This is a genomic window from Variovorax trehalosi (assembly GCF_051216415.1).
GTDB lineage: Bacteria > Pseudomonadota > Gammaproteobacteria > Burkholderiales > Burkholderiaceae_C > Variovorax.
In genome coordinates, this window is the sequence record NZ_JBPJZG010000004.1 from 198,783 (window position 1) to 215,752 (window position 16,970).

General features: G+C 67.6%; 14 protein-coding genes. 6 read left to right on the plus strand and 8 right to left on the minus strand.

Annotation, left to right across the window (positions count from 1 at the left end):
• Positions 1-37: 37 nt before the first annotated feature.
• The 4 genes from ACSFA7_RS16600 to argE all read right to left on the minus strand — a co-directional run bounded on the left by ACSFA7_RS16600 (position 38) and on the right by argE (position 5,168).
• On the minus strand, positions 38-811 hold the full coding sequence (locus ACSFA7_RS16600) for an MHYT domain-containing protein (protein ID WP_206176767.1): 774 nt from the start codon (positions 809-811) through the stop codon (positions 38-40).
• A 131-nt stretch (positions 812-942) separates the two neighbouring features.
• The gene (locus ACSFA7_RS16605) at positions 943-2,649 is read right to left on the minus strand and encodes a Vgb family protein (protein WP_435500397.1); all 1,707 of its coding nucleotides are present in this window, start codon (positions 2,647-2,649) and stop codon (positions 943-945) included.
• A gap of 100 nt (positions 2,650-2,749) precedes the next feature.
• A complete protein-coding gene (locus tag ACSFA7_RS16610) occupies positions 2,750-4,009 on the minus strand; it encodes a DUF445 domain-containing protein (protein ID WP_435500398.1) in 1,260 nt (419 codons plus the stop codon).
• Positions 4,002-5,168, minus strand: a complete 1,167-nt coding sequence (gene argE / locus ACSFA7_RS16615; protein ID WP_435500399.1) for an acetylornithine deacetylase — start codon at positions 5,166-5,168, stop codon at positions 4,002-4,004. The genes ACSFA7_RS16610 and argE overlap by 8 nt, the downstream gene beginning before the upstream one ends.
• Before the next feature lie 100 nt (positions 5,169-5,268).
• Between argE and ACSFA7_RS16620 the strand changes: the two genes are divergently transcribed.
• From ACSFA7_RS16620 to ACSFA7_RS16630, 3 genes are all read left to right on the plus strand, one after another.
• Positions 5,269-6,462, plus strand: a complete 1,194-nt coding sequence (locus ACSFA7_RS16620; protein WP_435500400.1) for a glycerophosphodiester phosphodiesterase — start codon at positions 5,269-5,271, stop codon at positions 6,460-6,462.
• A gap of 78 nt (positions 6,463-6,540) precedes the next feature.
• Positions 6,541-7,746, plus strand: coding sequence for a M20 aminoacylase family protein (locus ACSFA7_RS16625; RefSeq protein ID WP_435500401.1), 1,206 nt, complete (start codon positions 6,541-6,543; stop codon positions 7,744-7,746).
• Complete coding sequence (locus ACSFA7_RS16630) at positions 7,743-8,837, plus strand: M14 family metallopeptidase (RefSeq protein ID WP_435500402.1); 1,095 nt, start codon at positions 7,743-7,745, stop codon at positions 8,835-8,837. Before ACSFA7_RS16625 ends, ACSFA7_RS16630 begins: the two co-directional genes overlap by 4 nt.
• Positions 8,838-8,842: 5 nt before the next feature.
• On the opposite strand, the gene ACSFA7_RS16635 is transcribed toward ACSFA7_RS16630, so the two are convergent.
• Positions 8,843-9,970 (minus strand): ABC transporter substrate-binding protein, encoded by a 1,128-nt coding sequence (locus ACSFA7_RS16635; RefSeq protein WP_435500403.1) that lies wholly within the window; start codon positions 9,968-9,970, stop codon positions 8,843-8,845.
• A gap of 61 nt (positions 9,971-10,031) precedes the next feature.
• On the opposite strand from ACSFA7_RS16635, the gene ACSFA7_RS16640 reads away from it, so the two are divergent.
• The 3 genes from ACSFA7_RS16640 to ACSFA7_RS16650 are packed head-to-tail and all read left to right on the plus strand — an operon-like array spanning position 10,032 to position 13,523.
• On the plus strand, positions 10,032-12,092 hold the full coding sequence (locus ACSFA7_RS16640) for a molybdopterin-containing oxidoreductase family protein (RefSeq protein WP_435500404.1): 2,061 nt from the start codon (positions 10,032-10,034) through the stop codon (positions 12,090-12,092).
• On the plus strand, positions 12,089-13,216 hold the full coding sequence (locus ACSFA7_RS16645) for an aminopeptidase (protein ID WP_435500405.1): 1,128 nt from the start codon (positions 12,089-12,091) through the stop codon (positions 13,214-13,216). Before ACSFA7_RS16640 ends, ACSFA7_RS16645 begins: the two co-directional genes overlap by 4 nt.
• On the plus strand, positions 13,206-13,523 hold the full coding sequence (locus tag ACSFA7_RS16650) for a polyhydroxyalkanoic acid system family protein (RefSeq protein ID WP_435500406.1): 318 nt from the start codon (positions 13,206-13,208) through the stop codon (positions 13,521-13,523). Before ACSFA7_RS16645 ends, ACSFA7_RS16650 begins: the two co-directional genes overlap by 11 nt.
• 6 nt (positions 13,524-13,529) lie before the next feature.
• On the opposite strand, the gene ACSFA7_RS16655 is transcribed toward ACSFA7_RS16650, so the two are convergent.
• The 3 genes from ACSFA7_RS16655 to ACSFA7_RS16665 are packed head-to-tail and all read right to left on the minus strand — an operon-like array spanning position 13,530 to position 16,933.
• Positions 13,530-14,267: an SDR family oxidoreductase gene (locus tag ACSFA7_RS16655; protein ID WP_435500407.1), complete on the minus strand. Its 738-nt coding sequence runs from the start codon at positions 14,265-14,267 to the stop codon at positions 13,530-13,532.
• Positions 14,264-15,790 (minus strand): FGGY-family carbohydrate kinase, encoded by a 1,527-nt coding sequence (locus ACSFA7_RS16660; RefSeq protein WP_435500408.1) that lies wholly within the window; start codon positions 15,788-15,790, stop codon positions 14,264-14,266. The genes ACSFA7_RS16655 and ACSFA7_RS16660 overlap by 4 nt, the downstream gene beginning before the upstream one ends.
• 12 nt (positions 15,791-15,802) lie before the next feature.
• On the minus strand, positions 15,803-16,933 hold the full coding sequence (locus ACSFA7_RS16665; protein WP_435500409.1) for an alcohol dehydrogenase catalytic domain-containing protein: 1,131 nt from the start codon (positions 16,931-16,933) through the stop codon (positions 15,803-15,805).
• Positions 16,934-16,970: the final 37 nt, after the last annotated feature.

Below are 16,970 nucleotides of genomic sequence, written 5' to 3' on the forward strand. Positions count from 1 at the left end.
GACTGTAGGGACCGGGCCTCCCGCCCGCTTGCGCCAACTAGCTGGTGCGGGCGCGCTGCGGTGCGGTGGGTGCGTCCAGGCTGCTGCCGGTGACCACCCAGAAGATGAAGATCAGCACCGCGCCGGCCGTGCCGAACACCGACAGGCCCATGTAGCTGCCGCCGATGGCAAGCGCATCCGTGGGTGCCGCGGCCGTGCAGACCATGCTGGCGGCGCTCATGCCCACGTAGTGCATCGTGCAGACCGCCACGCCCATCACCGCGGCGGCCGCGATCTGGTGGCTGAGCTTGCGCAGGTTGAAGGCCAGCCACAGGGCGGCCGCGGCGGCGGTGATGGCGATCGCCACCGACAGCGCGACGGTACCCATGTCGAACTCCATCGAGGCGCGCATGTTCATCGCGAACATGCCCATGTAGTGCATCACGCACACGCCGAGCCCCGCCAGCAGGCTGCCGGCGAGCCAGCCGGGCTTGCTGAACTTGCGCCGGCCCCCGGCCAGGTAGAGGGCGATGCCGGAAATGAGGATGGCGGCCACCAGCGACACGATCGTCAGCGGCATGTTGTACGAGATGGCCACCGGCAGCCGGTACGCCAGCATGCCGATGAAGTGCATCGACCAGATGCCGATGCCGCCCAGCGCCACCGCCGCGCAGGCCACGACGGCGAGGTTGGGTTTGCCGTCCGCGCCGACCATGCGACCCGCGCAGATCAACGCCACCAGCGATCCCGCGAACGAGATGAGGAACGAAAGCGCCACCAGCCCCAGCGAGTACTCGGGCGACAGCAACTGGCCTACGACGAGGGGAGTCATGCGTTTTTTCCTTTCAGAGAAACGCCTGCGGGCCCCGGAAACCGGATGTGATCGGGGCACCAAAACGGCGTCCCGGCCAGTTTGTAATATTTGTTTTTAAAAGTAAATCGAAATCTGTACTTATCGTTACCCTACCTTACGGCACGGATTCGATATATCGCATTGTTCCGGTCGGCGCTTACGTAGACCGTGCCATCGGTGCCCACGGCCACGCCCGTCACCACGTAGGGCGGCGGCAGTCCGGGCCCGGGCGCGAGGCCGATCGGCAGGTTCTCGGCGATGGTCCGGCGGGTGCCGTTGGCCGGGTCGATCTCCACCAGCCGCCGCGCCGCGCTCTCGGCCACGACAAAGCTGCCCCACGGCGTCTGCGCCACGCCCTCGGGCAGCGCGAGGCCGTCGACGATGGTGCGCAGCGGCGCGCTGGCATCGAGCGGAATGCGCAGCAGCTTGCCGGCGGCCTCGGTGACGTAGAGCGCACCGTCCTGGCCCAGGACCATCTGCACTGGGCCGTTCAATCCGCTAGCAAGCACTGACTTGTCTGCAAACTTCGGCCCGCTGGCGCGCGTGATGCTGCCGCTGGCGAGTTCCGCGTAGATCACGCTGCCGTCGGGCATGGGGATCGCATCGAACGGCGCCTTCAGGCCGTGGATGGTTTCCACGGTCTTGAGCGTCTGGCGGTCGACCAGCTGGACCGTGCCGGTGAACCACGAGGTCAGCGCGAAGCGCGTGGGCGAGAGGCCGACTGCGAAGGGATAGTCGAGCTCCGGCTCGCGCTGCATGCGGAACACGTCGCGCACTTCGCCGGTGCGCACGTCCACCTGCCGGAAGCCGAAGACGTCGGCCACCCAGAGGTCGTTGCCATCGATCTTCAGGCCCGCGGGCACCGCCAACTTGCCGCTGGTGAGGGTGCGCAGTTCGCCGGTGGCGGGGTTGAAGGCCTGCACCTCGTTGTTGGCCATGTTCGACACGTAGATCGTGCCGTCCGGGGTGATGGCCAGGTTGTCCAGCGAAGGCCTCAGCTGCTTGGCGACCGTCTTCCTGCCGGTGGCCAGCTCCACCCGCACCAGCTCGCCGCTGCGCGCATCCACCACCCAGAGGTTGCCCTTGCCATCGAGATTGGCCGCGGCCGGGATCTTGAAGCCGTCCGCGATCACGGTCATGTTGCCGTTGGCCGGATCGATCTTCACGACCTGGCCCTTGAACCACAGCGGCCCGTAGAGCAGGCCGTCGGGCCCGACCTCGAAGCCGTTGAAGCCGCCCATGTCCTTCTTGATGAGCCGCGGCGGCTTCTGGCCGGTGCGGTCGATTTCCCACAGCGCATCGCCCAGGAACACCTGCGAGGCGTAGAGCTTGCCGCTCCGGCGGTCGAAATCGAGCGAGTTGAGGCCGGGCAGGTCCTTGGCGAGCACGCGCAGCGGCGCGGTGTCGCTCTCGCGGTAGCGCAGCATGCCCATGAGGTAGTTGGTCCAGGCCAGCTCGCCCTGGGGACCGACCGCGATGTCGTCGGCCTGGCCTTCGGGTGCGTCGATCAGCACCTTGGCCACGCCGGTGGTGCGGTCGACCTCCCACAGCGTGTTGCCGAGCACCGAGCCCGCGAGCAGCCGGCCCTTGGCATCGATGGCCAGGCCGTGCACGCCCGAGAACGACGACGGCGGTACCAGCGCCTCGGGCGCGGCCCACGAGGCGGGTCGGGTGGTGAGCGGTGGAAGCACCGGTGCGGGTGTCGACGAGGGAGCTGGCACGGACGTGGACGCAGGCGGTGCGACCGTGCTGCAGGCACCCAGCAGGGCGAGCGTGGCGATCAGCGCGGTGGTCGCGCGGAACGGGTGACGGGGCATGTCTTCTTCTCCTTCTTGTGAGTGCGCGCGCAGTCTAGAAGGAGGAAGGGGGGGTGGTGCAGTCTTTCCTGTGACATGCGGACTTTCGTCCGCCGCGGGATTACCCGCGCAGCAGCTGCGTGACGGTGTGGATCACGAGGCCCACCAGCCCGCCCACCAGCGTGCCGTTGATGCGGATGAACTGCAGGTCGCGCCCGATGTGCCGCTCCAGTTCCACCGTCATCTCCTCGGCGTTCCACTCGCCGACCCGCTCCTCGATGTAGCGGCGGATGTCCTCGCGGTAGCGCTCGATCGCCAGCGGCGCAGCGGCCTCGATCTGTTCGTTGATCCAGTGGCGGATGGCCTCGTCGGCCTGCAGCCGCGTGCCCAGCGCGCCGGCCATCGACGCGATGCGCTGGCGGATCGTCGAATCGCTGCGGCGCAGGTCGTCGTCCAGCCACGCCAGCAGTTCGCCCCAGAGCCCGTGCAGATAGTCGCCCAGGGCCGGGTGCGCCATCAACTCGGCGCGGATCTGTTCGCCGCGCTGCTGGAAATCGGGGTCCAGCTTCAGGCGCACCACGAAGTCGTCGACGAAGTGGTCGAAGCGCTTGCGCATCGGGTGGTCCGGCTCGGCCGCCAGTTCGCCGATGGTGTGCGCGACGGCGGCGACGATCTTGCGCGTGGCGAGCTTGGCTGCGACCTGATCGAGACCCACGTAGCGCAGCGTCTTGATCTCGCGCGCGATGGCCTCGGTGATGTGTGCCTGCACCTCATCGCCTTCGAGCAGGCCCGCCACCTGCTGCAGCACGTCGTCGAGCAGCGCCTGGTGGCGCCCGCCCGCGGTGAGCGCATCGAGCGCCTGGCCGGTGAGGCGCGAGAGGTCGATCTTCTCGAGGCCCGCTGCGGCGGCACGGCCCATGAAGTCGCGTACCCGTTCGTCGTCGAAGGCGGTGAGCCCATAGCGCGTGGCGGCCACGCCCCATGCGCCCAGCTTCTCGCCACTCGCGGGCCGTGCGAGCCAGTCGGCGATGCGGCCGGCGGTATCGAACTCGCGCAGCTTCGCGAGCACCTGCGCGGTGCTCAGGAAGTTGTTGCAGATGAAGCCCGCGAGCTTGGCGCCGATCCGGTCCTTGTTGCTCGGGATGATCGCGGTGTGCGGAATCGGCAGGCCCAGCGGATGGCGGAACAGTGCCACCACCGCGAACCAGTCGGCAATCGCGCCGACCATCGCGGCCTCGGCGAAGGCGGCCACGTAGCCCCAGGCCGGATGCTGCGCGTGCAGCGCGCTGGCCAACGCATAGAGCAGCGCCGCCGCGCACAGCAGGCCGAGCGCGACGCGCTTCATGCGCCGCAGCGCAGTGCTGCTCTGGTCTTCAGCCAATGGTGTGAGAGGTTGCCAGCCGCTCCATGAACAATTCGCAGCGTGCCAACTGCTCCAGGCTCACGAACTCGTCGGGCTGGTGCGCCTGCTCGATGCTGCCCGGGCCGCACACCACCGTGGGGATGCCCGCGTTCTTGAACAAGCCCGCTTCGGTGCCGAAGGCCACCAAGGTGGTGCGGTCCTCGCCCGCGAGGCGCTGCGCGAGCAGCGTGATGGGGTCGTTGGCTGCACCGAGAAAGCTCGGGATCTCGCAGATCGTTTCGAACGTGAAGCCCGCATCGGGCGCCACCTTCTTCATCGCGGGCTCGATGCTCGCGGCATAGGCCAGCACGTCGGACTGCATGCGCTTGGCATCGGCCGTGGGCAGGTCGCGGAATTCATAGCGGAACTCGGCATCGCGCGGCACCACGTTGTCGGCGATGCCGCCATGGAACTGGCCCACGCTCGCGGTGCTGAAGGGCACGTCGAAGCCCTCGTAGCGGGGCTCGCTGCGCTCGAAGTCCTCGGCCATGTCGCGCACCTTGCCGATCACGCGCGCGGCCATCTCGATGGCATTGACCGACTTGGGCGTGAGCGACGAATGCGCCTCCTTGCCGCGCACGCAGCACTTGTAGCGGTACACGCCCTTGTGCGCGATGGCCGGCACCATGCTGGTGGGCTCACCCACGATGCAGGCGAGCGGCTTGATGCCCGCATCGCGCATGTCGGCGATGAGTTCCTTCACGCCGAAGCAGCCGATTTCTTCCTCGTAGCTGAAGGCGAAATGCACCGCGAAGGGCGAGTCGCTTTCAAGGAAGCGCTTGGCGTTGGAGAGGGCGATGGCGATGAAGCTTTTCATGTCGGCCGAGCCGCGGCCGTAGAGGCGCTCGTTCTGCACCACGGCGGAGAGCGGGTCGACGCTCCAGTCCTGGCCGTCCCAGGGCACCGTGTCGGTGTGCCCCGAGATGATCACCCCGGCCGGCTTGCCTTCGCCCAAGGTGGCGAACAGGTTCGCCTTGGTGCGCTCGGCGTTGTAGGTGATGCGGCTCTTCACGCCGAGGGCGGCGAGGTGGCTCTGCGCGAGGTCGATCAGCTGGAGGTTGCTGTTCGCGCTGATGGTGTTCATGCGCACCAGCGACTGGGCCAGCGCGAGGCTTTGGGGGGAAAGCGTGTGGGGCATGCAACAGATTGTCCAAGAAGTCGATGCCCGGCGTCTGCGGTTGTTCTGGCTGTCACCCGGAGCGGGTACGCTGCGCCTCTTTTGGATGGAGAAAAAAACCATGCGCACCCTTCAGATCGCCCTGACCGCCACCGCCGCCCTGTGCGTTGCGGCTTGCAGCGGCACCGGCCCCTCGGGCCCCGCCAAGCTCCTGACGCTGGACGGCAACCCGCCGCTGGTCATCGCCCACCGCGGCGCCTCGGGCTACCTGCCGGAGCAGACGCTGGAGGCCTACACGAAGGCCATCGAACTGGGTGCCGACGTGATCGAGATGGACCTGGTCTCCACCAAGGACGGCGTGCTCATCGCCCGCCACGACCCCAACCTGGCCATCAGCACCGACGTGGCCAGGCACGCCCGTTTCGCCTCGCGCAAGAAGACGATCAAGGTCGACGGCGAAACCCAGACCGGCTGGTTCAGCAACGACTTCACGCTGGCCGAGATCAAGACGCTGGGCGGCATCTCCACCGACGCCGAGCGCCCGCAGGAATTCAACGGCAAGTTCAAGATCGTGACCTTCCAGGAGATCATCGATTTCGCCAAGGCCAAGTCGAAGGAAACCGGCCGCACCATCGCGATCTATCCGGAAACCAAGAACCCGACCTACTTCCGCGACCTAGGCCTGCCGATGGAAGACAAGGTCATCGCCGCCATCAACGCGGCCGGCTGGAACAGCAAGACCGCGCCCATCTACGTGCAGTCGTTCGAGCCGGGCAGCCTCAAGTACATGAAGGCCAAGGGCCTGAACACCAAGCTGATCCAGCTGATCGACGGTGACGGCATCGACATGAAGACCGGCGCCATGACCTATGCGATTCCGGTCGACCGCCCCTACGAGTGGACCAAGGCCGGCGACAAGCGCAACTTCGACGTCATGGTCACGCCCGCGGGCCTGGCCGAGATCAAGACCTATGCCGACGGCATCGGCCCGTGGAAGCGCTACATCGTCACCATCAAGGGCAGCATCGGCGCCGACGGCAAGCCGCTGGACGTGAACAACGACGGCAAGATCAACGACGCCGACGCCACCTCGGTCTCGCCCACCACGCTGATCGCCGACGCCCACAAGGCGGGCCTTTTCGTGCACCCCTTCACCTTCCGCAACGAGTCGCGCCGCCTGGCAGCGGACTACAACAAGGACGGCAAGAACGAGTACGCGATTTATTACAAGCTCGGCGTGGACGGCGTTTTCACCGACTTCACCGACACCGCGCTGGCCGCACGCAGCGAGTACCTCAAGAGCATGGGGCGCTGACCGGGTTCTTGAACGCAGCCTGAGGGTTTGCCCGGCACGGTCTTTGCGGCGCATTCTGCAAAGCCTAGACTGTGCCCCATGAAACTCATCGATTCGCTCGTCACGCAGGCGGCCGGCATCGCCGCCGTCCGACGTGACCTCCACGCCCACCCTGAACTCTGTTTCGAAGAAGTCCGCACCGCCGATGTGGTGGCAGGCAAGCTCACCGAATGGGGCATTCCCATTCACCGGGGCCTTGGCACCACCGGCGTCGTCGGCATCGTCAAGAACGGCACCAGCAACCGCGCCGTCGGCCTGCGCGCCGACATGGACGCACTGCCCGTCACCGAGCTCAACACCTTCGCCCATGCCAGCAAGCACCACGGCAAGATGCACGCCTGCGGCCACGACGGCCACACCGCGATGCTGCTCGCAGCCGCCCAGCACCTGGCCAAAAACCGCAATTTCGACGGCACTGTCTACCTGATCTTCCAGCCGGCCGAAGAGGGCGGCGGCGGTGCCCGCGAAATGATCAAGGAAGGGCTCTTCGAGCAGTTCCCCATGGACGCCGTGTTCGGCATGCACAACTGGCCCGGCATGAAGGCCGGCCAGTTCGCGGTGAGCCCCGGCCCGGTGATGGCGTCGGGCAACAAGTTCCATGTCAACGTGATCGGCAAGGGCGGCCACGCCGCGCTGCCGCAGACCGGCATCGACCCGGTGCCGATCGCCTGCGAGATCGTGCAGGCCTTCCAGACCATCCTCACTCGCAAGATGAAGCCGACGGATTCGGCGGTGATCTCGGTCACCACGATCCATGCAGGCGAAACCAACAACGTGATCCCCGACAACTGCGAGCTGTCGGGCACGGTGCGCACCTTCTCCATCGAGGTGCTCGACATGATCGAAGCCAAGATGCGGCAGATCGCCGAGCACATCTGCGCGGCGCACGACGCGACCTGCGACTTCCGCTTCGAGCGCTACTACCCGCCCACCATCAACACCGAGGCCGAAGCCAACTTCGCGCGCGGCGTGATGGCTGGCATCGTCGGCGCGGAAAACGTGCTGAAGCAGGAAGCAGCCATGACCTCGGAAGACTTCGCCTTCATGCTGCAGGCCAAGCCCGGCGCCTATGCCTTCATCGGCAACGGCGACGGCGCGCACCGCGACGTGCACCACGGCGAAGGCCCGTGCACGCTGCACAACGCGAGCTACGACTTCAACGACGACCTGATCCCGCTCGGCGCCACCTGCTGGGTACAGATCGCCGAGCAGTTCCTGAACAAGCCGGGCGGCAACGTCTCATGATCGGCATCGGCGAGGCCTTTTCGCCGCGCTACGCCCAGGCGCGCCAGAAATTCCTGCAAGGCTGCGTGAGCGCGGGCCTCACCGTGGAGCCGCATGCGCACCCGCTCAAGGGGCGCGACGGCGAAGACCTCTCGATGGACGTGGCGCTCGACGGCGATGCGAACGCCGAGCGCCTGCTGATCGTCTCCAGCGCCTGCCACGGCGCCGAAGGCCATTGCGGCAGCGGCGTGCAGGTGTTCGCGCTGCACGATGCCGAGTGGCGCGACAAGGCCAAGGCGCAGGGCGTGGCGGTGCTCTACGTGCATGCGCTCAACCCGCACGGTTTTTCGTACGGCCGTCGTGTGACGCACGAGAACGTCGACCTGAACCGCAACTTCATCGACTTCTCGCAGCCGGTGCCGGTCAACGAGGCCTATGCCAAGCTGCATCCGCTGCTGCTGCCCGACACCTGGCCGCCTACCCCCGAAAACCAGGCGGCCGTCGAGAAGTGGATCGAAAAGCACGGCACCACCGCCTACCAGGCAGCGGTCACCAGCGGTCAATACCAGTTCGACGATGGCCTCTTCTTCGGCGGCAAGGCGCCCACCTGGAGCAACAAGACCATCCGCGGCGTGTTGCGCCGCCATGCCGGCAGCGCAAAGCGCATCGCCTGGATCGACCTGCACACGGGGCTCGGCCCGAACGGTCTCGGCGAGCGCATCTATGCGGGCAAGGACGACAAGGTCGCCTATGGCCGCGCGAACGCCTGGTGGGGCACGCCCGCGGCGCCCGTCACCTCGATCTACGACGGCTCATCGACTTCGGCGCTGCTGCGCGGGCTGATGTGGGACGCCGTGTACGAAGAATGCCCGCAGGCCGAATACACCGGCATCGCGCTCGAATACGGGACGCTGCCGATCCTGGAGGTGACCGGCGCGCTGCGCGCCGACCACTGGCTGCACAAGCACCCCGACGCACCGGCCGACCTGGCGGACGGCATCCGTGCGCGGATGGTCGAGGCGTTCTATACGGACACCGACGCCTGGCGCGGGCAGATCGTCAGCCAGGCCCGGCAGGCGATGTTCCAGGCGGTGGATGGGCTGAGCGGCTGACCTGTTCAGGTCCGAACCCGCCCGTCACCCGTCAGCATCGACAGTTCCACGAACTTCGATCCCACGTGGTTCTTCGCCGAGAACGACACCTCGAACCCGCCGAACTGCTGCCGGTCGATGCTCTCCAGCCCCGCGACAAGGCTGTCGCGCGTGACCTTGCCCGAGGCCTTCCGCAGCCCCTCGGTCAGCACCTTCGCGGCGAGGTAGCCCTCCATGCTCGAGAAGTTCGCGCTGGCCCCGCCGCCTGCTTTGCGCACCGCATCGACGAATTCGCGCGTGATCGCGTTGGCCGGGTTGTAGGGCGAGGGCACCACCTGCGTCACCATCACGCCCGCGGCTTCCTTGCCGAGTTCGTCGGCCAGTGCCTGCGTGCCGACGAACGACAGGTTGATGAAGGTGCCGCCGTAGCTCGCCTTGCGCGCCTCGCGGATGAACGCCGCGCAGGCCTTGTACGCGCCCACCTGCACCACCGCATCGGGCCGCGCGCCCACGATGGCCTTCACCGCCTGCGCCACATCGGCTGAATTGCGCTCCACCGTGGCCATGGCGACCGGCTTGAGGTCCAGCTGCGACAGCGCCAGCGTCACCCCGTCGAGCCCGGCCTTGCCGTAGGCGTCGTTCTGGTAGAAGACCGCGATCTTCTTCAGGCCCAGGTGGGTGAGTTGCTTGACCATCAGCGCCGTCTCGTCGTTGTACGAGGCGCGCAGGTGGAACACGTTCTTGTGGAAGGGCTCCCGCAGCGACATCGCCCCCGTGAACGGCGCGATGAACGGGATCTTGTCCTTCACCGCCAGCGGCAACGCGGCCAGGCTGGTCGGGGTGCCGATGTAGCCGAAGAGGGCGAACACGTCCTCCTCGATCAGCTTTTGGGTGTTGGCGGCGCAGCGGTCGGGTTCGTAGCCGTCGTCCAGGTTCTTGATCACCACGTTGCGTCGACCCGGCTGGGCGTTGTACTGGTCCAGGAACACCTTGGCGCCCTGGTGAAACTGGATGCCCAACTGCGCGGCCGGACCGGTGAAAGGCGCGGACTGGCCGAGCACGAGCGGCGCTTCGGCCTGCGCCTGCGCGATACGGAAGCTGCCCAGCGTGGCGGCAGCCCCGATGGCCAGAGAAAAATGCCTGCGATTCACCATTGTGAAAAACTCCCTCTGCGCCCGCTGCGCGTTTTTCTCGCACTCAATTTAGACTTGCCCGATGCCCCACGCACCGGACTCCCTGGAAGCAACGACTTCCCCTGCCCAGACCACCACCGTGCTGGGCGCCTGCCCGCACGACTGCCCCGACACCTGCGCGCTCGTCACCACCGTCAAGGACGGCGTGGCCGTGAAGCTGCAGGGCAATGCCGCCCATTCGCACACCGGCGGCGTGCTCTGCACCAAGGTGTCGCGCTACATCGAACGCAACGACCATGCCGAGCGGCTGGTGCAGCCCATGAAGCGCGTCGGCCCCAAGGGCAGCGGCCAGTTCGAGCCGGTCTCGTGGGATGCCGCACTGGCCGACATCGCCGCGCATCTTCGGTCATTGCACGCCGATCCGGAAGCAATTCTCCCCTACTCTTATGCGGGCACCATGGGGCTGGTGCAGGGCGAATCGATGGACCGGCGCTTCTTCCACAAGCTGGGCGCTTCGCTGCTGGACCGCACGATCTGCTCGATGGCCGGGGGCGAGGCCATGGTCCACACGCTGGGCGGCAAGGTCGGCATGCGGATCGAGTTCTTCGCCGAGGCGAAACTGATCCTCATCTGGGGCAGCAACTCCATCGCCAGCAACCTGCATTTCTGGCGCCACGCCCAGGCCGCCAAGCGTGCGGGCGCACGGCTGGTGTGCATCGATCCGCGCAAGACCGAAACCGCCGACAAGTGCGACGAGCACATCGCGCTGCTGCCCGGCACCGACGCCGCATTGGCCCTGGCGCTGATGCATGAACTGATCGTGCACGACTGGCTCGACCACGACTACATCGCGAACCACACGCTGGGCTGGGAGCAGCTGCGCGAGCGCGCGCTGCAGTGGCCGCCTTCGCGCGCGGCCGAGGTCTGCGGCATTCCCGAGGCGCAGATCGTGGCACTGGCCGAGGCCTACGGCACGACGAAGCCCGCGGCCATTCGCCTGAACTACGGCATGCAGCGCGTGCGCGGCGGCGGCAACGCGGCCCGCGCCGTCGCCTGCCTGCCGGCGCTGGTGGGCGCGTGGCGCCACCGCGCCGGCGGGGTGCTGCTGAGCAGCTCGGGCCATTTCCCGGTCGACCGCGCCGCGCTGCAGCGCCCCGACCTGCTCGAAGGACGCCGCCCTCGCACCATCAACATGAGCACCATCGGCGACGCGCTGCTCGATGAGGCCAAGCCGGTGAAGGCCATCGTGGTCTACAACAGCAACCCGGTCGCGGTTGCGCCCGATTCGGCCAAGGTGGTGGCGGGCTTCGCGCGCGAAGACCTCTTCACCGTGGTGCTGGAGCAGTTCCGCACCGACACCGCCGACTACGCCGACTACCTGCTGCCCGCCACCACGCAGCTGGAGCATTGGGACATCCACTGCAGCTACGGCCACACCGACGTGCTGCTGAACCGCCCCGCGGTCGCGCCGCGCGGCGAGGCCCGCAGCAACGCCTGGGTGTTCCGCGAGCTGGCGCGCCGCATGGGCTTCGACGAGCCCTGCTTCTCGGACGACGACCAGGCGCTGTGCCGCACCGCGTTCGCCGAGAACGCCATCGACTACGCACAGATGCTGACCCAGGGCTTCACGACTGTGAAGCTGCCCGAGGCGCCGTTCGCCGAAGGCAAATTCCCCACGCCCTCGGGCCGTTGCGAGTTCTTCAGCGCGCGCCTCGAAGCCATGGGCATGGACGGCGTGCCCGACCACGTGCCCAATTGGGAGCCAGCCGGCAGCTCGACCGAATTCCCGCTCGCGATGATCTCGCCGCCCGCGCGCAACTTCCTCAACTCCACCTTCGTCAACGTGACGAGCCTGCGCGCCATCGAGGTCGAGCCGCTGCTCGAAATCCACGCGGCCGACGCCGCCGCGCGTGGCATCGAGGACGGCGCGATGGTGCGCGTGTTCAACCAACGCGGCGAGCACCGCTGCCGCGCAGAGGTGTCGCGCCGCGCGCGCCAGGGCGTGGTGCACGGCATGGGCATCTGGTGGCGCAAGTTCGGCGGCGACGGCACCAACGTCAACCAGCTCACGAGCCAGCGGTTGACCGACATCGGCCGCGGCCCGACCTTCTACGACTGTCTCGTCGAAGTCGAACGCTTGTGAGGGCGCTCCCGGTATTGACACTGGCCGGCGCCCTGTTCCTCACGGGTTGCGCCGACCTCGGCTACTACTGGCAGTCCGCCAGCGGCCACATCGGCATCCTGCGGGCTGCCAAGCCGGTGCCCGAATGGCTCGCGGACCCGGCCACCTCGGCGCCTCTGAAGGCCAAGCTCGAACTCACCCAGCGCATCCGCCGTTTCGCCTCGGCCGAGCTCGGCCTGCCCGACAACGCGAGCTACAAGTCGTACGCCGACCTGCACCGCCCCGCGGCCGTATGGAACGTGGTGGCCGCGCCGCCGTATTCGCTCACGCTCAAGAGCTGGTGCTTCCCGGTGGCCGGCTGCGTGGGTTACCGCGGCTACTACAGCGAGCAGGCGGCCAGGAGCGAGGCCGAGGCGCAGCGCGCGCTCGATCTCGAAGTGGCCGTGTACCCCGTGCCCGCGTACTCCACGCTGGGCTGGATGAACTGGGCCGGCGGCGATCCGCTGCTCTCCACCTTCATCGGCTACCCCGAAGGCGAACTCGCGCGCCTCGTGTTCCACGAGCTGGCGCACCAGGTGCTGTACGTGCCGGGCGACACGGTGTTCAACGAGTCCTATGCCACGGCGGTCGAGCGCATCGGCGGCGGCATGTGGCTGCAGCGCGAAGCCGGAGAGGCGGCGCGTCGCGAATACGCGCAGTTCGACGGCCAGCGCCAGGAATTCCGCGCGCTCGCCCTCAACACGCGCCGCGCGCTCACGCAGGTGTACGAGTCGCCCGAGGCCAAGGCCAAGGCCAAGGACTGGCCCGCCGTCGAGGCGATGAAGAAGGCCGCGATGGCCGACTTCCGCGCGCGCTATGCCGAGCTGAGGAAAGGATGGCCCGGCCCGCGCCAGGGCGCCTACGATGGCTGGGTGGCGCGCGCCAACAACGCGGCCTTCGGTGCGCAGGGGGCGTACGACGACCTGGTGCCGGCCTTCGAGGCGCTGTTCGAGCGCGAGGGCCGCGACTGGCCGCGCTTCTACACTGAGGTCCGGCGCATCGCCGCGCTGCCGACCACGGAAGAACGCCGGAGTGCCTTGCAGACCGCCACGGGCATCCTGCAGACCCATTCCAGCGACAACAACAACGGAGATCATGGTGCCTGACATCCATATCGAGAGAAACCACACGCTGGGCATTGCCGGCGCCCGCGAAGTCGCGCGCCAATGGGTGCAGCAGGTCGAAGAGGACTACGGCCTGGAGTGCACCTACACCGAGGGCAAGGACTGCGATGTCGCGCAGTTCAGCCGCCCCGGCATCGACGGCACGGTCGAGGTGACCGCCGACACTTTCAAGTTGGAGGCCACGCTGGGTTTCCTGTTCAGCAGTTTCAGCGAGCAGATCGAGCAGAAGATCTCGCGCAATCTCGACGAACTGCTCGACGCGCCGAACGGCGGCACCCGTTTCGCCTGATCGGGTTCACACGATCGTGTAGCCCCCGTCGACCGGCAGCGCCACGCCGCTGACCATCGACGCGCCATCGGACAGCAGAAAGAGGATCGGCGCGACCACCTCTTCGACTTGCGCAAACCGTCCCATCGGAATGTTCCTCAAGACCGCCGCGCTCTTGGCCGGATCGGCCCAGGCCTCTTCGGCCATCGGCGTGAGCGTCACGGTCGGATTCACGCTGTTGACGCGGATGCCATGCGGCCCGAATTCGAGGCACAGCGAGCGCGTGATCGCGTCCATTGCCGCCTTCGACGCGCAATAGCAAAGATGCGCATCGAGCGCGACCAGCGCGGCCTGGCTCGACACGTTGACGATGCTGCCGCGCACGCCGGCCGCGATCATCGCCTTGCCGCAGCGCGCGGCGACCAGTGCCGCGGCGCGCGCGTTGACGGCCATCACGGCGTCGAAGCTCTCGGCCTGCAGTTCGAGTGCGGATTCGAGCAGCGCGATGCCGGCGCAGTTCACCACAAGGTCGAAGGCTGGCAGCGCTGCAAGCGCGCGCCCCAATGCGGCTGCGTCGCCGACGTCGGTGACCAATGGCGTGCAGCCGGCTTCCGCGCGCAGTGCATCGAGCGCCGCCGCGTTGCGCCCCACGGCCGTCACCGCTGCGCCCGCTTGCGCGAGCCGCACCGCCACCGCGCGGCCGATGCCGCTGCTCGCGCCGGTCACGAGGGCGCGCCGGCCGGAGAAATCGAAGGAGGTCGTCATGTCAGTCGATGCATCGCATCGCGCAATGCCGGGTAGAGGGATTTGTAGATATCGAAGCGTTCGCGATAGACAGCCTGCGCCGCGGGCTCGGGCCGCGCGCGTTCCACCAGCGTGACCCAGCCGCGCTCGGCCGTCGTCGCATCGACCAGCCCCGCGCCGAGCGCCGCGAGCATGGCCGCACCGAGGGCCGCCTCGACCTCTTCCTCGATGGTGAACACCGGGTAGCCCGTGATGTCCGCGACGATCTGCATCCACAGGTTCGAATGCGCTGCGCCGCCGACCACGATGAGGCGGTCGTCCAGCGGCTGCCCGCTTTGCCGGCCGGCTTCGATGTTGTGCTGCAGCGCGAAGCTCACGCCTTCGAGCACCGCGCGATAGAGATGCGCGCGGCTGTGCGCGAGCGAGAGACCGATGAACGCGCCCTTGGCCTGCGCATCCCAGATCGGGCTGCGCTCGCCCATCAGGTACGGCAGGAAGACCAGGCCCTCCGCGCCGGGCGGCACGTCGACGGCCTTGCGCTCGATCAGCGCATGCGCGTCTTCGCCGGTGCGCGCCGCCTCGGCCACCTCGGCCTGGCAGAAGACGTCGCGGAACCAGGTGACGGCCGCACCCGCGGTGATCGCGCCGCCGAACACATAGCTGCGGTCTGCGCCGCGGTAGACGTGCGGCATCGTGATGAGCTTGTGGCGCGCATCGACCGTCGGGCTCACGAAGCCCCAGCACATGCTGGTGCCGATCATCGCGACGTGGTCGCCGCTGCCGGTCACGCCCGCGCAGAAGGTGGCCACCGCCGCATCGACGCCACCGGCCATCAGCGGCATGCCCTCGGCGAGGCCGAGCTTCGCGGCCCATTCGGCACTCAAGCCGCCGACCACATCGCTCGACTCGACCAGGCGCGGCGGCATCATGCGCGCCGGGATGCCGAGCATGGCCAGCGCTTCCTCCGACCAACCGCGCTCTGCCGCGTCGTACACACCGCCGATGTTGCCGGCCGAGCTGTGGTCGACCGCGAGCTCGCCGGTGAGCCGCCAGTTGATGTAGCTGTTGGGCGGCAGGAACCAGCGCGTCTTTGCCCACACCTCGGGCAGGTGCTCGCGCAACCACAGGATCTTGGTGTAGCCGTAGTAGCTGTCCACGCCGTTGCCGGTGATCGCCTGCAGCCGCGCCACATCGACGTTCGCGTTCACCACATCGACCTCGGCGGTGGCGCGGCGGTCCATCCAGATGAGGCATGGGTGCAGCGGCTGCATGGCTTCATCGACCGGAATGCCCGCGCCGCCGTAGAGGCTGCTCACGCACATCGCGGCGATGTTCGCGGGCGCGATGCCGCTCTTCGCCACGCAGGCGCGCACGCTCTCGCACACGGCGTCGAACCACACGGCGCAATCCTGCTGCGCCCACAGCGGCTTCGGCGTCTCGGGCTGGTAGGTCACGCTCGCCTGCGCATGCACCTTGCCGTCGATGCCGACCAGCAGGCATTTGGTGCTCTGCGTGCCGATGTCGACGCCGATCACGTATTTCATGGTTGCCGTCTCTCAGGATCGGGGCTGCGGCTTGAGCAGCACCTTGATGGAATCCAGCGAGTTTGCCAGCGCGAACGCGCGCTCCCATTCGGTCAGCGGGAAGTCGTGTGTCACGATGCCCTTCGAGGTGACGAGACCGCGCGCCAGCAGGTCGATGGCAATCGGGTAGCAGTACGGCCCCAGGTGCGCGCCACGCACGTCGAGTTCCTTGCGGTCGCCGATGATCGACCAGTCGGCACTGGTCTCCGCGCCGAACACGCTGAATTCGACGAAGCGGCCGAGCTTGCGGATCATCTCCAGCCCCTGCGTCACGCCGATGGGCGCGCCGGTGGTCTCGATGTACACGTCGCAGCCGTAGCCTTCGGTCAAGCCCTTGACGACGGCGTCGGCGTTCTCGGTCTTCGGATTGATCGTCACGTCTGCGCCGTACTCCTTCGCCAGGGCGAGGCGCTCGGGCACGAGGTCGATCACGATGAGCTTCTTCGGTGTCTTCAGGCGCGCGGCCTGCACCATCATCAGGCCCAGTGGGCCGGCGCCGGCGATCACCACCACGTCGTCCAGCTGGAGGTCGCCGCGGTTCACCGTGTGGATCGCGCACGAGAGCGGCTCGATGATGGCCGCGTCTTCCAGCGAGATGCCGTCGGGGATCTTGTGCACGCGCGAGGTCGGCGGCAGTCGCATGTAGTCGGCCATGCCGCCATCGGCCACGATGCGCTGGAAGCCGAAGATGTTGTGCACCTCGCACATCCAGTACTTGCCCGAGGTGCAGAAGCGGCACTTGCCGCAGGGCACGATCTGCTCGGCGATCACGCGGTCGCCTTTCTCCACGCCGAAGTGCTCGGCCGCGCCTTCACCGAGTGCTTCGACGTAGCCGAAGAATTCATGGCCCGGGATGACGGGCGCCTTGACCCACGAGGGCTGGCCGTCGCCGCCCCAGAACATCTTCGCGCCCGAGTGGCATTTGCAGTCGGAGGCGCAGATGCCGCAGGCGGCGATGGAGATCAGCAGTTCGTTGCGGCCGATGGTGGGCATCGCGACGGTTTCGAGCCGGTAGTCCTTCGGGCCGTGGCACACGACAGCCTGCATGGCAGCGAGTTCGCCGATGGCGCCCGAGGCGCCGGGCTGGAGCTTTTGATAAGACATGGGTTCCTTGTGATCAGAGAGGGTGTTGGGTATTGGT

Excerpts from the sequence above, each read along its gene's own strand:
- ACSFA7_RS16600 (WP_206176767.1), bottom strand. The coding sequence starts at position 811 with ATGACTCCCCTCGTCGTAGGCCAGTTGCTGTCGCCCGAGTACTCGCTG.
- ACSFA7_RS16605 (WP_435500397.1), bottom strand. The coding sequence starts at position 2,649 with ATGCCCCGTCACCCGTTCCGCGCGACCACCGCGCTGATCGCCACGCTC.
- argE (WP_435500399.1), bottom strand. The coding sequence starts at position 5,168 with ATGCCCCACACGCTTTCCCCCCAAAGCCTCGCGCTGGCCCAGTCGCTG.
- ACSFA7_RS16620 (WP_435500400.1), top strand. The coding sequence starts at position 5,269 with ATGCGCACCCTTCAGATCGCCCTGACCGCCACCGCCGCCCTGTGCGTT.
- ACSFA7_RS16625 (WP_435500401.1), top strand. The coding sequence starts at position 6,541 with ATGAAACTCATCGATTCGCTCGTCACGCAGGCGGCCGGCATCGCCGCC.
- ACSFA7_RS16630 (WP_435500402.1), top strand. The coding sequence starts at position 7,743 with ATGATCGGCATCGGCGAGGCCTTTTCGCCGCGCTACGCCCAGGCGCGC.
- ACSFA7_RS16635 (WP_435500403.1), bottom strand. The coding sequence starts at position 9,970 with ATGGTGAATCGCAGGCATTTTTCTCTGGCCATCGGGGCTGCCGCCACG.
- ACSFA7_RS16640 (WP_435500404.1), top strand. The coding sequence starts at position 10,032 with ATGCCCCACGCACCGGACTCCCTGGAAGCAACGACTTCCCCTGCCCAG.
- ACSFA7_RS16650 (WP_435500406.1), top strand. The coding sequence starts at position 13,206 with ATGGTGCCTGACATCCATATCGAGAGAAACCACACGCTGGGCATTGCC.
- ACSFA7_RS16655 (WP_435500407.1), bottom strand. The coding sequence starts at position 14,267 with ATGACGACCTCCTTCGATTTCTCCGGCCGGCGCGCCCTCGTGACCGGC.
- ACSFA7_RS16660 (WP_435500408.1), bottom strand. The coding sequence starts at position 15,790 with ATGAAATACGTGATCGGCGTCGACATCGGCACGCAGAGCACCAAATGC.
- ACSFA7_RS16665 (WP_435500409.1), bottom strand. The coding sequence starts at position 16,933 with ATGTCTTATCAAAAGCTCCAGCCCGGCGCCTCGGGCGCCATCGGCGAA.